The sequence below is a fragment of the Roseovarius mucosus DSM 17069 genome (assembly GCF_000768555.3).
GTDB classification, from domain to species: domain Bacteria; phylum Pseudomonadota; class Alphaproteobacteria; order Rhodobacterales; family Rhodobacteraceae; genus Roseovarius; species Roseovarius mucosus.
Genome location: NZ_KN293978.2, coordinates 1 through 15568, shown reverse-complemented (window position 1 = coordinate 15568; position 15568 = coordinate 1). Strand labels below are relative to the sequence as shown.

Sequence of the window (15568 nt, the reverse complement as noted above, 5' to 3'; positions counted from 1 at the left end):
TCGAGAAAATGGCGGGCCAGAGACCCGCCATTTCATACCTCATCGTATTCTAACAGCGCTCAACTTGCCGCCGCAACCGCCCTCCGCGCCATGACGCCCACCAGATGCGCGCGGTAGGCACCTGATCCGTGCAGGTCCGAGATCATGCCATCCCCCGAAAGGGTAAGCCCCTCCAAAGCCTCAGGCGCAAAGTTGCCCGAAAGCGCCGCCTCGGCCTCGGTCCAGCGGAACACGCCCTCTTCCGAGGCGCCCGTCACCGCCACACGCACGCCGTCTGCGTATTTGGCAACAAACACGCCAACGAGGGCAAAGCGCGAAGCCGGTTGCTCGAACTTCTGATAGCTGGCTTTCTCCGGCACGGGAAAGCGCACTTCGGTGATGATCTCGCCATCCTCAAGGGCCGTGGTGAACATGCCCTGAAAATAGTCATCCGCCGCGATGCTGCGGTTTGAGGTGATCACCGTCGCCCCTGATCCCAGAACCGCCGCCGGGTAACAGGCGGAGGGGTCATTATTGGCCAGACTGCCACCGATGGTGCCCCGGTTGCGCACCGCCGGATCGCCGATATGTGCCGCGAGCGATGCGAGCGCCGGATAGACGCCAGCCCCCGCCGCAACTTCGGCGTGGGTGGTTCCCCCACCAATGCAGAGCGCGCCGTCATCAGCGGTGCAAATCCCCTGCATCTCTTTGATCGCCGACAGGCACACCAGCTTGGCAGGTGCGGCCAGACGTTGCTTCAGCGTCGGAATCAGGGTCTGCCCCCCGCCCAGCGCCTGCGCCTCTTCCGTGCCCAGAGCCGATATGGCATCAGCGATGGTAGCGGGACGTTCGATATCGAATGCATACATGATCGCTCTCCTTACCCTTACATCGCTTGCCAGACGCGCGACGGCGACAGCGGCATATCAATATGGGTGATGTTCCGCCCGGACCGTTGCAGCGCATCAATCACCGCATTGACCACTGCAGGCGGGCTGCCGATGGCCCCGGCCTCGCCACAGCCCTTGACGCCCAAGGGGTTGTGCGTGCAGGGCGTCTGACAGGAATGATCCACCTGATAGAACGGCACATCGTCGGCGCGGGGCATGGCATAATCCATGTAAGAGCCGGTCTGAAGCTGCCCGTTCTCGTCATAGACGCAGGATTCGAGCAGCGCCTGGCCAATTCCTTGACCAATGCCACCATGCACCTGCCCCGACACGATCATCGGATTGATGATATTGCCGAAATCGTCCGCAGCGGCAAAGCGCTCGATCGTCACCTTGCCCGTGTCCGGATCCACCTCGACCTCACAGGCGTAGGCCCCAGAGGGATAGGTGAAGTTCGACGGATCGTAAAACGCCGTCTCTTCCAGCCCAGGCTCGATATCCGCCAGCGGATAGTTGTGCGGCACATAGGCGGCGAGGGTCACATCGCCCCAGGCAACGGATTTGTCCGTACCTGCCACGCTGAACTTGCCATCTTTCAACTCGATATCGGCTTCAGAGGCTTCCATCAGATGCGCTGCGATCTTCTTGGCCTTGTTGATGATCTTTTCGGTTGCGCGCACCATGGCCGACCCGCCCACGGCAATCGAGCGGCTGCCATAGGTGCCCATGCCCATCGGCGTATTGGCAGTGTCGCCATGCACGATCTCGACCATATTGGCGTCAATTCCGATCATCTCGGCCACCACTTGTGCGAAAGAGGTCTCATGCCCCTGCCCGTGGCTGTGACTGCCGGTCATGACCACTAGACCGCCCGTGGCATTGACACGTACCGTGGCACTCTCATAGAGACCCGCGCGCGCGCCCAATTGCCCCACAAGGTTCGACGGCGCGATGCCGCAAGCCTCGATGTAGCAATTGATACCCAGACCGCGCAGCTTGCCCTTGGCCGCACTCGCCTTGCGCCGCGCCTCAAATCCGCTGAAATCCGCGATCTCTTCGAGCTTGTCCATGGTGGCATGATAATCGCCGGTGTCGTATTCCACCGCCACGGGCGTGGCATAGGGGAACTGGGTGATGAAATTCTGGCGCCGCAGCCCGATGGGATCAACGCCCAGTTCGCGCGCCGCCTTGTCGATCACGCGCTCCAATTGATAGGTCGCCTCGGGACGGCCCGCGCCGCGATAGGCATCCACCGGCACGGTATTCGTGAACACTGCCTTGACGTTCACATAGATCAGCGGCGTGCGGTAATTCCCCGCCATCAGCGTGCCGTGTAGCCAAGTTGGCACCGACGGCGCAAAGGTGCTGAGATAGGCGCCCATATTGGCGTAGGTATCGGTGCGGATGGCGGTAAAATTGTTCTCCGCATCCAGCGCCAGTTCGATCTTGGTCACGTGATCGCGCCCATGGGCATCGGTCATGAAGGCCTCGGACCGCGAACAGGTCCATTTCACAGGGCGGTTGAGCGCCTTGGCGGCAAAGGTGCAAAACGCCTCTTCCGCGTAGTGAAAGATTTTCGAGCCAAAGCCGCCACCCACATCGGGGGCCACCACGCGCAATTTATGCTCCGGGATGCCCAAGACGAACGCGCCCATCAAGAGACGGATCACATGCGGGTTTTGGCTCGTTGTATAGAGCGTCGAGTCGCCGGTCGAGCGGTTGAAATCGCCCACCGCCACGCGCGGCTCCATCGGATTGGCCACCAGCCGGTTGTTGATCAACTCGAGCGTGGTGACATGCGCCGCCTTGGCAAAGGCCTCGTCCACCGCGCCTTTGTTCTCTTCGACAAAGCCCCAGTCATAACAGAGGTTGTTCTTCAACTCGTCATGCACCAAGGGGGCGCCCTCTTCGAGGGCTTTCTTCATGTCCACGACCGCTGGCAGTTCCTCGATATCGAGCTCGATCGCCTCGGCCGCATCGCGCGCCTGCGCATAGGTCTCGGCCACCACGGCGGCAATCGGATCCCCCACATGACGCACCTTGCCTTGTGCCAGCACCGGATGTCCCGGCTCCTGCATCACCTCGCCAAAGCGGTCGGTGACCTGCCAGCCGCAGGGCAGGCCGCCCACACCTTCGAAATCCTTGCCGGTAAAAATCCGCAAGACCCCCGGCATGGCCTCGGCGGCGCTGGTATCCACCTTGTTCAGCCGCCCGTGCGCCACATCCGAACGCAGGAAATGCACATAGGCCTGCCCGCGCAGATTGATGTCATCGGTGTAATTGCCGTTTCCGGTCAGAAACCGGATATCCTCGCGCCGCTTGGTGCTGGCGCCAATGCCTCCGTCTTTCGGCATGTCGTTCTCCTCCCTGATCGAACGGGGTCTGCCCCCATGATCACCCTCAGCGCACTCACTGTTCCAGAACTACTCCGGGGGAGCGCCGCAGGCGCGGGGGCGGCGCCCCCAGTGTTTCGGTTATTCCGCCGCGATACGGCTCACGTCTTGACCGCTGGCGGCCAAGATCGCCTTGACGATGTTGTGATAGCCCGTGCAGCGGCAGAGATTGCCCTCAAGATAATCCCGCACCTCCGCCTCTGTCGGCGTCGGGTTTTCGGCCAGAAGCGCCGCCGCAGACATCACCATGCCCGGCGTGCAGAACCCGCATTGCAACCCGTGATGATCCTGAAACGCCTGCTGGATCGGATGCAGTGTGCCATCCGGCTCGGCCATGCCCTCGATCGTCTTGATCTCGGCGCCCTCCGCCTCAGCCGCGAACATGGTGCAGGATTTCACGGCCTTGCCATCGACATGCACCACGCAGGCCCCACATTGGCTGGTGTCACAGCCCACATGCGTGCCCGTCAGGCCAAGGGTCTCTCTCAGAAATTCGACAAGAAGCGTGCGGCCCTCGATTTGGCCCGACGCTGGCTTGCCATTCACGGTCATCTTGACCTCAGGCATTGGCTCCTCCCGGTTTGAATTGTCGGTCTCCACATAGGACCTTAGTAGGAAAGGCCCTGCTGTCCAGTGCGACTAAAGCATGCCTCCCACGACTTGAGAACCCGGTTTCTTGCGCCTCAGCCACGGCCACCACGGCGCGGCTGAGGCCGGGTCGGAATTTCCTTGAGCAGCCCGCCCACACCCATTGCGGCGATTTCGGCGGCACCGCAGGGCAGACCACAAGCCACCCGTGCCAGCACCCAATCCGCGCCATGCAGAACGGGGCTGCGCGCCGATCCGGGCAGGCCGATGACAGGACGCGCACCAACGCGGCCCAGAAAGAGCAGGTTGCCGGGGTCCACGGGCATACCGAACCGCTCCACCATCCCGCCAGCCGCGCGCAGCGCCTGCGGCGCGGTGTCAAAGGGGTCCGACGTGGCCGACGCGGTGAGAATCAGCACGATCTCGCCCTTGGCCGCGACAATCGCCGCCGCCAAGGCCGCCTCATCATGCGCACAGAGCACCGTTTCCACCATCTCCATGCCAAGGCCCGTGACACGCGCCGCAATCGCATCACGCCCCTTGTCCCCCGGCCCGCCGGGCTGATCGGTGATGATCAGGCTCGCGGTGCGATACCGCGCCACTGCCAGACGGACCGCCCCGCGCGCAGCCTCTGCCGCCCGCTCCAGCGCCGCGCGCGGCACACCATAGGCGATGATCTTGACCGTGGCGATCATCCCGCCGGCATGAACCTGATGATGCGGCACCACGGTGGCCACGGTGATCATCGGATCGACGGCATTGGCCGCATGAATCGCGGCCACATCAAGGCAGACCACGCCGGGCCGCTCGGCCATCAGGTTCACCCTGCCTGTAAAGGGCGCGCCGCAGACCACATCGCTCGCCCCCTCGGCCAAGGCTGCGGCCAACCCCGCCGCGGCCTCATTTTCGTGCATATCGTCGGGGTCCAGCATGGCCACCGTGACCGTGCGATACCCCGCCGCGCGCAGCGCCGTGATCTGCCCGGCATCCAGCCTGGCCCCCTTGCGCAATCGTCCCGACGCCACCTGCTCGGAATGCGCAAGAATGCCGCCCTCCGCCTCCTCCAAGGGCACGGGGCCAAATCTCATGCGCCTTGCCTCAGCACGCGGGTCATCTCGGCCAGAATGCTGACCGCGATTTCGGACGGGTTCGCCGCACCAATGTTTAGCCCGACGGGGCCATGAATCCGCGCAATGTCGGCCTCGGCAAAGCCCGCCTCCTGCAACCGCGCCACCCGCTTGGCATGGGTGCGGGTCGATCCCAGCGCGCCGATGTAAAAGACCTCCGAACGCAGCGCCTCGATCAGCGCAGGATCATCCAGCTTGGGGTCATGCGTCAGCAGCACCAACGCCGTGCGCGCATCCAGACCAAAGGCACGCACGCCCTCGTCGGGCCAGTCATGCACCACGGTCTCGCCCGGAAACCGCGCCTCAGAGGCAAAGCTGTCGCGCGGGTCGATGATCAGCGGATCATAGCCCCCAATCCGCGCCATCGGGACGAGAGCCTGCGCAATATGCACCGCCCCCACGATAATGAGGCGCAAGGGCGGATTGTGAATGGCCACGAAGGTCTCGCCATCGTCCTCAAAGCCTGAGCGATCCATGCGAAATCGCGCCACGTGGCCCTCGCGCTCCAGCCGCCGCCCACCCGGCCCGGTGACATAGGCCACTGGCAGCCGCGCCTCCCGTGCCAGCACCAGATCGGCCAGCAGCGCCTCGGGCATCACCGATCCGATGGGTTCCACCAACACCCGAATGGTGCCGCCACAGGCCAGCCCCACGGCGAACGCATCGCCATCCGACACGCCATACTCCAGCATGACCGACCGCCCCACCTCGATCGCCTCGAGCGCCTCGGCCACCACGGCCCCCTCGACACAGCCGCCCGAGACCGATCCGGCGATCTCACCGGCGCCGGAAATCGCCAATTGGCTGCCCACCCGGCGCGGCGCGCTGCCCCAGGTCTCGACCACTGTCGCCAAGGCCGCCCCCTTGCCTGCCTGATGCCAGGCCAGCGCCGTCTCCGGGATGTCGTCAAAGCGATCCATTGTCTCAACTCCCCTGCATTGCCGCCATCAGCCGCGCCTTTTCGCCGCTGTCGTCGCGGCGCGAGATGGCCTCGGCCAGGTCCTCCAGCGTTGCGATGGAATGGCCCGCACGGAACGCGTCCACATGCGGCAACATCGCCTTGATCCCTCGGGCCTTGGGCGCGAATCCTTCCCAGCGCAAGAGCGGGTTCAGCCAGATTAGCCGCCGTGCGCTGAGGTGCAGCCGCTCCATCTCATGGCTCAGCGCCTCGGGCGCATCGCGGTCCAACCCGTCGGTGATGAGGAGCACCACCGCCCCCTGCCCCATCACCCGCCGTGACCAGTCGCGATTGAAGGCATGCAGACAGACACCGATGCGCGTGCCACCTTCCCAATCCTGCGCCTGTTTTCCGGCAGCGGCAAGGGCTGCATCCACATCCCGCGTCGCCAGTTGCCGGGTGATATTGGTCAGTCGCGTGCCGAAGGTAAAGGCATGCACCTTTGCCCAGCCCGCCCCCTTGTGATTGGCGACAGCATGGAGAAAATGCAAAACCATACGGCTGTATTGGCTCATGGAACCAGAAATATCGCAAAGCACCACGAGGTTCGGCCAACGCTCGCGTGGCTTTTGCCAATGAATCCGGCGCAACTCGCCCCCATGTCGCAGGCCTGCGCGCAGCGTCCGCCGCGCATCCATGCGCGCACCGTTCGGCGCAGCCATGCCGCGCCGCGAGGCGAAGGGTTTCACCGGCAGCGTGAGCCGCGCCAACATTCGCTTGGCCTCTGCCGCCTCTGCCGTGCTCATCTGCTCGAAATCAAGTCGTCGCAGACGTTCCTCGCCCGACATCGTGGCGGTTGCGTCAATGTCGATCTGCACCTCGTCATCGTCGTGTTCTTCGATCTGCGGCGCATCGCGCATCACCCCGTCGAGCAGCGCCTCGGCCGCGCGCTTCTCTGCGGCCTGCGCGCTGCGGTCCTCCTGCACGCCACGAATGGCGGGTAGCATCATCGCCATCATATGTTCCATGTAACGCGGGTCGCGCCAGTAGAGCCGGAAAATCTGCGCAAAAACAATGAGATGCTCTGGGCGCGTCACCAGGCAGGCGCGCAGGGTATAAAAGAAATCGATCCGGCTGGAGAACCCCGCCGCGGCCACCGCCCGGATCGCATCCAGCACCCGCCCCGGCCCAACCGGCAGGCCCGCCGCCCGTAACGCGCGCGCGAAATGGGTGATGTTATGGCTCAGCTTGGGATCGTCGGGCAGGTCGAGCGGCGCGTATTCGGTCATGGCGCGACGTGGGGGCGCTGCCCCCACACCCCCGAGGTATTTTCAGCCAGATGAACCATCAAGCCGGTTCCAGCCCGGCGCGCACCTCATCCAGCAGGCGCTTGGCCTCGGAGCCCTGCAATTTTGCAATATCGTCCTGATATTTCAGGATCGCACCTAGCGTATCCGCAATCACCTCGGGGCTCAGGCTGATCACATCCAGTGCCAGCAGGCATTTGGCCCAATCAATCGTTTCCGCCACCCCCGGCTTCTTGAACAAATCCTCGGTGCGCAATCGCTGCACAAAGGCCACGATTTCACGGCTCAGCACCTCTGCCGCTTCAGGCGCGCGGGCCTGCAATATCTCGATTTCACGTTCGAAAGTCGGATAATCGACCCAATGATAGAGACAGCGCCGTTTGAGCGCATCATGCACCTCGCGGGTGCGGTTCGAGGTGAGAATGACGATCGGCGGCTCTGGCGCATGGATTGTCCCCAATTCCGGGATCGTCACCTGAAAATCGCTGAGGGCCTCCAATAGAAACGCCTCGAACGGCTCGTCCGTGCGGTCGATTTCGTCGATGAGCAGCACCGGAGCGCCGCCCGACTGCGGGCGCATCGCCTGCAAGAGCGGGCGCTCGATCAGGAACTCTTGGGTGAAAAGCTCATCCTTGAGGTGGCCGCGATCCACGCCCCCGGATGCCTCAGCGGCGCGGATGGCGATCATCTGGCCGGTGAAGTTCCATTCGTAAACCGCGCTCGCGGCATCCAGCCCCTCGTAGCATTGCAAGCGGATCAACCGCCGTCCCAGCGCCTGCGCCAGCGCCTTGGCGATCTCGGTCTTGCCTGTGCCGGCCTCGCCCTCGAGAAAGAGCGGACGGCCCAGCGTCAGCGCCAGATAGGTGACAGTGCCCAACGCCCGACCACAGACATAATCCTGCTCTGCCAAAATGCGCTGCACCGCGTCAATGGATGTGGGGTTTTGCACGCTAAAGCCTCCGCTTGCCGTCGCCTGCACCAGAACTGCATCGCAAGTGCCCCCGGGTCAAGGGCAGCGCCCTCGCCTAATCGTGCGAGCCTTCCTTGAAAGCCCACGCTTTCTCCAAAGTTTCGCCCGATTTCACCGGCATTCTCACGTGCAACAGGCCCGCATCCGAACGGTGCCGCGACGATCGAGGACTTGAGCGACCATGCAGGACAATGCCGATATCTTTGACGCCGATCTCTCCGGTCTGGATTGGGCCGCGTGGTGCGAGCGCGCCAACGAGTTGGCAGGCGATGACGGCTATGCCGAGCGCCTGGGCGACAGACACGCCGCCATTCTGATCGAACGCAAGCCCACGCTGCTCGTCTCCTTCGAGGCGTTTCACCGTCTGCCGACGCTCTCGCCGCAGGCCCAGCCCCTAGGCTGGGCGCTGACCAAGGCCCTAGGCTGGTCGCATCTCTGCCTAATCAGCGAGCGCGACACATGGTTTCGCGACAAACGGGTCTATGGGTATTTCGACCGGCTGATCGACGATGGCTTTTTTGACGATTTCGAACAGGTGATCTTTTACGGCGCGGGTCCCTGCGGTTATGCGGCCGCGGCCTTTTCCGTGTCGGCCCCCGGTGCCAAGGTGGTGATGCTCAGCCCACAGGCGTCACTGGACCCGCGCGTCGCCGAATGGGACGACCGATTCCTGCGCATGCGGCGCGTGTCGTTCAGCGACCGGTATGGCTATGCGCCCGATATGCTCGATGCCGCCGCCTCGGCGGTCTTGCTCTACGATCCCGAGATCGAGCTTGACGCCATGCATGCCGCGCTTTTCACCCGTCCCAACGTGATGAAATTCCGCACCCGCTATCTGGGGTATCAGATCGAACCGGCGCTCTTGCGCATGGGCGTGCTGTTTCGCTTGCTGGCGCAACTGAGCGCCAACCGCCTCACCCGGCTCAGCCTCGCACAGCTTTATCGCAAACGGCGCGAAGATACGCCCTATCTCGCCAGCGTCATGCAACGCCTGATGGCCGATGAGCGGGATCATCTGACCATCCTGCATTGCCGTAACGCCATCGCGCGAGGTGTGGGTGGCCCCCGCTTCCGCCGTGCCCTGCGGCATGTGCTCTCGAAATCCCCTGACAAAGACGTCGCGCAGGACTAGGCGGCCTCTGGTCTTGGCCCACGCGATTGTGTATGCGCAAGAGCCATGAGCCAGACCCTGACCCTCCGCCGCCCCGACGATTGGCACCTGCATTTGCGCGATGGTGCTATGCTGCGCGCCGTTCTGCCAGAAACCGCCCGGCACTTTGCACGCGCCATCGTGATGCCCAATCTGGTGCCGCCGGTGGTCACGGGCCAAGATGCCGCCGCCTACCGCGCGCGGATCCTGGCTGCCATGCCCGCGAACGCGGATTTCACCCCGCTGATGACCCTTTATCTCACCGAAGAAACCGACCCCGAGGATGTGGCCGCCGCCCATGCCAGCGGGCTTGTTTCAGCGGTCAAGCTCTACCCCGCCGGGGCCACCACCAATTCCGCCTCGGGCGTGCGCGATTTCGACAAGGTGCGCGCCGTGCTGGAAAAGATGGCAGAAATCGGCCTGCCGCTCTGCGTGCATGGCGAGGTGACGGACCCCACCGTCGACATCTTCGACCGCGAGGCGGTCTTTATCGACCGCGTGCTCGATCCCGTCCGCCGCGCCACACCCGGCCTGCGGGTGGTGATGGAACATATCACGACCTCCAATGGCGTGGACTATGTGCGCGCCCATGACCACGATCTGGGGGCCACGATCACCACCCATCACCTTGTGATCAACCGCAACCATATCCTCGTGGGCGGGATCAGGCCGCACTACTACTGCCTGCCCGTGGCCAAGCGCGAGGAACATCGCCTTGCCCTGCGCGCCGCCGCCACCTCGGGTGATGCGCGGTTCTTCTTGGGCACTGACAGCGCACCGCATATTGATCCGCTCAAGGAAAGCGCCTGTGGCTGCGCGGGCTGTTTCACCGCGACCAACACGATGTCAATCCTCGCGCATGTGTTCGAGGAGGAAGGCGCGCTCGCACAGCTCGAGGCGTTCACATCCCTCAACGGCCCGGCCTTCTATGGCCTGCCCGCCAATGAAACCACCCTGACTTTGACCAAGGGCGACCCGATCACATACCCCAAAAAAATCGACACCGGCGATGGGCCCGTCACCATTTTTGACCCCGGATTCACGCTCGACTGGCACGTGACCTGAGTGTCATCGTTCCTTTAATACCCCCGCCGGAGGCCTCATAACTCTCCGGCGCAGCGCCCAAACCAAGGACTCCGTCATGATCCCTGCCACCTACCCGCCCAAGGATGAAATCGCCCGCCTCACCGCCCGGATGCTGCTGGAAATCGGCGCGGTGCATTTCAACGCGGACACGCCCTTTACGCTGGCCTCGGGTCTGCCCTCACCCACCTATATCGACTGCCGCAAGCTGATTTCCTACCCGCGCATCCGCAGCACCCTGATGGATTTTCTCACCGTCACCGTGCTGCGCGACGCGGGGTTCGAGGCCTTTGACAATATCGCAGGCGGCGAGACAGCGGGCATTCCCTTTGCAGCGTTGGTGGCCGAGCGCATGGCCCTGCCCATGACCTATGTACGCAAGAAACCCAAGGGCTATGGGCGCAACGCCCGCATTGAAGGGGCCATGACCGAGGGGCAGCGCGTTCTTCTGGTCGAGGACCTGACCACGGATGGCGGCTCGAAACTCTCCTTCGTCGATGCCATTCGCGAGACCGGTGCCACCTGCGGCCATACGGCCGTCATCTTTTACTACGGCATCTTCCCCGAGACCGAGAAAACCCTGGGCGATCACGGCGTCGCCCTGCATCACCTTTGCACGTGGTGGGATGTTCTGGCCGAGGCCCGCGCGCAGGCGGTTTTCGATGCCGCGACCCTGAACGCGGTCGAGGATTTCCTACGCGATCCCCGGAAATGGCAGGCGGCGCACCAGAAATAATTTATCCCCAGGGGCTGAGGATAACCCACCGCTCGAATCGCCAAGCGCCTCCAGATATGGTAGGATGCTGTCATGTAGACGCAGGATACGGGTGGCCTGCACGCGGCTTGCCCTCTATCCACCGGTTTATCCCGCCGAACGTCCACAGCTTTATACAAGTGGCGCGCGCGCCGTGCTTGGCCTAGAACTGCCGAACCAACACGACCGACACAAAACCGATAAAAAACCGACACGCGGGGAACGCAGGCATGAACGAGATCACCGCTTTCAATCCGACCGGGGCCGAGATTCAATCCGCCGAAAGTGTGCCGCATTCCATCGAGGCCGAACAGCAACTTCTGGGCGCGATCCTGACCAACAACGATGTCTATGACCGCATCGCCGCCATCATAGGGCCGCAACACTTCTACGACCCCGTGCACGCCCGCATTTTCGAGACCGCCGCCGCCCGCATCGCCAAGAACAACCTCGCCTCGCCCGTCACCCTGCGCGCCTTTCTGGAAAACGACGAAGGGCTGAAAGAGCTTGGTGGCGCCGCCTATCTGGCCAAACTGGCCGGAGCCGCAATTTCGACCTTCGCGGTGCGCGACTATGCGCAGATGATCTATGATCTGGCGATCCGCCGCGCGCTGATTGCCCTTGGGCATGACATCGCGGGCAAGGCCGCGCGCGTCAATGTCGACAGCGAGCCCAAGGATCAGATCGTCGAGGCCGAGCAAAAGCTCTACCAACTCGCGGAACAAGGTCAGGCCGAGAGCGGATTTCAAAGCTTTCTCAAAGCGGTAACGGACGCAGTTAACGTGGCCAACGCCGCCTATCAACGCGAAGGCGGGCTCGCAGGTATCTCGACCGGTCTGGTCGATCTCGACAGCAAACTGGGCGGGCTGCACAAGTCAGATCTTCTGATTCTCGCCGGCCGCCCCTCGATGGGCAAGACCTCGCTGGCCACCAATATCGCCTTCAATGTGGCCAAGGCCTATCGCCGTGGCACCCTGACAGATGGCTCCCAAGGGGCTGTGGATGGCGGTGTCGTCGGCTTCTTCTCTCTCGAAATGAGCGCCGAGCAACTGGCAGGACGGGTGCTGGCCGAGGCGTCGGAAATCTCATCGCACAAGATTCGCCAAGGCGACATGGACGAAAGCGAGTTTCGCCGCTTTGTCGAGGCGGCCAAGACGCTCGAGTCCTGCCCGCTCTATATCGACGACACTGCGGCAATCCCGATCTCGCAATTGGCCGCCCGCGCACGCCGCCTCAAGCGGACCCATGGCCTTGACCTGCTGATTGTCGACTACCTGCAACTGGTGCGCGGTTCCTCCGACAACCGGGTGCAGGAAATCGGCGAAATTTCCATGGGCCTCAAGGCGATAGCCAAGGAACTTAACATCCCCGTAATTGCCCTTTCGCAGTTGTCGCGCCAAGTCGAAAGCCGCGAGGACAAACGTCCACAACTCTCGGACCTGCGTGAATCCGGCTCGATCGAACAGGACGCCGACGTTGTGATGTTCGTGTTCCGCGAAGAGTATTACAAAGAACGTGAGAAACCGGGCGATCACGAAATGGACAAGATGGCAGAGTGGCAAGAGGCGATGTCGCGGCTGCATGGCAAGGCCGAGGTCATCATCGGCAAGCAGCGTCACGGCCCCATCGGCACGGTCGAATTGAGCTTTGAGGCGCAGTTCACCCGCTTTGGCAATCTGGTCAAACCCTGGCAGCAAGGCGGCACTCCCGACTATTGACACCTGCGCCGGATGGGGGCACTGCCCCCGGGCCCCCGAGGTATTTCAGGCCAGATGATCCCCTCCGCAGAAACAAGAACCGCCTCCCATGCCACGCTACGCTTTTCGGATCGAATATGACGGCGCGCCCTTTGCCGGCTGGCAGCGGCAGGTCGAACACCCAACGGTGCAGGGGGCAATCGAGGCCGCCCTGTCGCGTATCGAGCCTGGCCCCCACACCATCGCCGCGGCAGGACGCACCGATGCGGGCGTGCATGCACTGGCCCAGGTGGCGCATTGCGACCTGACGCGGGATTGGGCCACGTTTCGTCTGTCAGAGGCGCTCAACTATCACCTGAAGCCGCTGCCTGTGGCGATTACAGACTGCGCACGTGTCTCCGACGACTGGCACGCAAGGTTTTCTGCAAACGAGCGGCGGTATCTGTTTCGCATCATGTCGCGGCGGGCACCTGTCACGCTGGATTTCGGGCGGGTTTGGCATGTGCGGCCAAAACTGGACATCGCCGCGATGCGCGCTGGCGCGCGGCATCTGATCGGGCTGCATGATTTCACCACCTTCCGCTCGACAATCTGCCAAGCCGCGAGCCCGATCAAGACCTTGGACGAGGTCGAGATCTCAGAGCAACCAGGGCCTGCAGGCACCGAGATTCATTTTCGCCTGCGCGCGCGGTCTTTTCTGCACAATCAGGTCCGCAGCATCGTCGGCACACTCGAGCGCGTGGGTGCGGGGTCTTGGCATCCCGACCAGGTGCGCGCCGCCCTCGACGCCCGCGACCGCGCGGCCTGTGGCCCGGTCTGCCCGCCTCATGGTCTCTATCTCGCGGGGGTCGGATATGAACATGACCCCTTTGCCGCCCAAGATTAGGCTTTGATCTTGCGCCCTTGGCACGCTAAGAGCCTGCTCAGCGGTCCCGTAGCTCAACTGGATAGAGCACCTGACTTCTAATCAGGATGTTGGGGGTTCGAGTCCTCCCGGGATCGCCAATGACCCTAACAGCCAGAAAAAGGGGAAGCATGCGCAAAAGAAATCAGAAGCATGCGCAAAATCTCGATTCTCGGGGCAAATAGAAGCTTGGGCCTAGGTGAAAAATTACACTAAGACATTGATAAATATTTAAAAATTACCTTCTCAAGGCCGCCAGTGCAGGCTGGGCAGCTTCACGCGAGTAGATTGGCCCATAGTCTTTTCCGCCAGGCGTGAAGCGCTCTATGCGATGAGATGTCAGGGCCGCGACGACCGTATTCCTGTGCGCTCCTGTTTCGGTCGTCATCATTGATGGCGTAACGAAACTGCTTCGAAAGGCAGCGATGTCCTCAAGGGACAGGTAGTAGAAGACCTGACCGGTCACAGGATGTGGCGCCTTTTGTGAGGGTGAGTGTCCATCAGAGACAAAGTTCAGGAATGAATCTTTTCCTCGAAGCCCGATTTCTCGGCCAAACGCGGCTGCCGGGACAAGATCACGTGCTTTACTCTCAACTTGTTCGTCACGGTTGAGTGTCGCCAGTTCAGCCTTCATCACGACAAGGCTGTGATAGCCGCCATCTCCTTCCAACTGGCCCATCGTCAGCTTTTTGATCTCAACCGCATTCAAGATTTCGGAGAGGGAGCGCCTCGAATGATTGCGGGCGGCTTGAAGGGTAATCCACCCCTTTTCTGACAGCGAAACATGCCGTTGCGACATACTCAACATGCGCTCCAGAAAGGCTGTCCCGTCGACCGCGCTCCATGGAGACTTCACCTTGGGAAGGTTCGATCGCGGCGCCAGAACATTGTCATCCACTAACGCACGGAGTTCGGCGCGTGTCGCTCCTATGGCTTTCTGCATCGCGATCGGCCCCACCCATGTGGGGATGTCAGCGATAAGCTGAGCAAATGGGGCCAACTCAAAAGTCTTTTGCCTCGCCCCGCGTGGATCTCCGGGCTGAAGCGCACCGGCTTCCGTCAACAAATCGTCCAATAAGGCCTGTCCAACACCAGTTTCCTCTGATGCTGTTGCAACCGAGTGAACCCTTCGAGAGATCAGGCTCTGACCAAAAATCTTCTCACCAGCTGCCAACGGCCAACACCGGAAAATGTGAGATCGGAGCAGGTCGCGCAGGGTGGAAAAGGCAGGGTCCTCACGCGATGCCCTGTCGAAATGGATGAACAATGATCCATAGACCCCGCGAGGTTCCAAAGCGGTATCTTTTGCATGGGCAAGAAGTTCGGAAAAAGCTTCCTCGATCTTCTCAGGCCCTTCTCTTGCAGCGAAGAACCCAATTACAGATGGACGGCCTTCGGCGCTGTCTGCCACCGCATCTGTTCGAAGGAGCTCGGCCCCCAAGAGAGCGCAGAATGTTATGGCAGGGTAAAGGTCGATGCTGCCAAGCCAAGTGTGGTCGGTACCATCCACCAAGCGCTGTTCAAGCCAGTAGTCATATTCCGACGGCAGAACCTCGTCGCCGTCTATAGAACCCGACATGACGTCGCTCAGATTCTCGGTCAGGCGTTCTGAAACCGTACTTCGCGCAACGGGGTGAGAGTGTTTCCATAAAGGAACGAGAGTTTTTTTATGCCGTAGACAAATGTCATTCCCACGCAGTTGCCAATCACCACGCATGTACATGGATTCCGTGGGACGCTCGCTCCCATCAGCATCTTCTCTCAAGCATGTGAATCAGCATGCAAAAGTGACCCACTTGGGTGGGTTATGATCATCTAAAATTGACCC

General features: G+C 62.1%; 13 protein-coding genes and 1 tRNA gene. 6 read left to right on the top strand and 8 right to left on the bottom strand.

Features of this window, described 5'->3' with window-relative positions; translation table 11 throughout:
- Positions 1-59: 59 nt before the first annotated feature.
- From ROSMUC_RS07115 to ROSMUC_RS07085, 7 genes are all read right to left on the bottom strand, one after another.
- The gene (locus ROSMUC_RS07115; protein ID WP_037271119.1) at positions 60-848 is read right to left on the bottom strand and encodes an FAD binding domain-containing protein; all 789 of its coding nucleotides are present in this window, start codon (positions 846-848) and stop codon (positions 60-62) included.
- A gap of 17 nt (positions 849-865) precedes the next feature.
- Complete coding sequence (locus ROSMUC_RS07110; protein ID WP_037271117.1) at positions 866-3223, bottom strand: xanthine dehydrogenase family protein molybdopterin-binding subunit; 2358 nt, start codon at positions 3221-3223, stop codon at positions 866-868.
- Between the two features lie 120 nt (positions 3224-3343).
- Positions 3344-3829, bottom strand: a complete 486-nt coding sequence (locus ROSMUC_RS07105; RefSeq protein ID WP_037271115.1) for a (2Fe-2S)-binding protein — start codon at positions 3827-3829, stop codon at positions 3344-3346.
- A gap of 116 nt (positions 3830-3945) precedes the next feature.
- Positions 3946-4938: a molybdopterin-binding protein gene (locus ROSMUC_RS07100; RefSeq protein ID WP_037271113.1), complete on the bottom strand. Its 993-nt coding sequence runs from the start codon at positions 4936-4938 to the stop codon at positions 3946-3948.
- Positions 4935-5897: an XdhC family protein gene (locus tag ROSMUC_RS07095; protein ID WP_037271111.1), complete on the bottom strand. Its 963-nt coding sequence runs from the start codon at positions 5895-5897 to the stop codon at positions 4935-4937. Before ROSMUC_RS07095 ends, ROSMUC_RS07100 begins: the two co-directional genes overlap by 4 nt.
- A gap of 4 nt (positions 5898-5901) precedes the next feature.
- On the bottom strand, positions 5902-7164 hold the full coding sequence (locus ROSMUC_RS07090; RefSeq protein ID WP_037271109.1) for a vWA domain-containing protein: 1263 nt from the start codon (positions 7162-7164) through the stop codon (positions 5902-5904).
- Positions 7165-7222: 58 nt separating this feature from the next.
- Positions 7223-8131 (bottom strand): AAA family ATPase, encoded by a 909-nt coding sequence (locus tag ROSMUC_RS07085; protein ID WP_037271949.1) that lies wholly within the window; start codon positions 8129-8131, stop codon positions 7223-7225.
- Positions 8132-8333: 202 nt separating this feature from the next.
- On the opposite strand from ROSMUC_RS07085, the gene ROSMUC_RS07080 reads away from it, so the two are divergent.
- The 6 genes from ROSMUC_RS07080 to ROSMUC_RS07055 all read left to right on the top strand — a co-directional run bounded on the left by ROSMUC_RS07080 (position 8334) and on the right by ROSMUC_RS07055 (position 13841).
- Positions 8334-9284 carry a hypothetical protein gene (locus tag ROSMUC_RS07080; protein ID WP_037271108.1) on the top strand — a complete coding sequence of 317 codons (951 nt, stop codon included), beginning with the start codon at positions 8334-8336 and terminating at the stop codon, positions 9282-9284.
- A gap of 45 nt (positions 9285-9329) precedes the next feature.
- Entirely contained in the window at positions 9330-10367 is a 1038-nt protein-coding gene (gene pyrC, locus ROSMUC_RS07075) for a dihydroorotase (protein ID WP_037271105.1), read from the top strand.
- Between the two features lie 76 nt (positions 10368-10443).
- Positions 10444-11121, top strand: a complete 678-nt coding sequence (locus ROSMUC_RS07070; protein WP_037271104.1) for an orotate phosphoribosyltransferase — start codon at positions 10444-10446, stop codon at positions 11119-11121.
- A gap of 248 nt (positions 11122-11369) precedes the next feature.
- Positions 11370-12857 carry a replicative DNA helicase gene (locus ROSMUC_RS07065; protein ID WP_037271101.1) on the top strand — a complete coding sequence of 496 codons (1488 nt, stop codon included), beginning with the start codon at positions 11370-11372 and terminating at the stop codon, positions 12855-12857.
- Positions 12858-12945: 88 nt separating this feature from the next.
- Positions 12946-13722, top strand: coding sequence for a tRNA pseudouridine(38-40) synthase TruA (truA, locus tag ROSMUC_RS07060; RefSeq protein WP_037271100.1), 777 nt, complete (start codon positions 12946-12948; stop codon positions 13720-13722).
- A 42-nt stretch (positions 13723-13764) separates the two neighbouring features.
- Positions 13765-13841, top strand: a tRNA-Arg gene (locus tag ROSMUC_RS07055).
- Positions 13842-13978: 137 nt separating this feature from the next.
- Here the strand turns inward: ROSMUC_RS07055 and ROSMUC_RS07050 are convergent.
- Positions 13979-15457, bottom strand: a complete 1479-nt coding sequence (locus ROSMUC_RS07050) for a hypothetical protein (protein WP_146005678.1) — start codon at positions 15455-15457, stop codon at positions 13979-13981.
- Positions 15458-15568 lie beyond the last annotated feature (111 nt).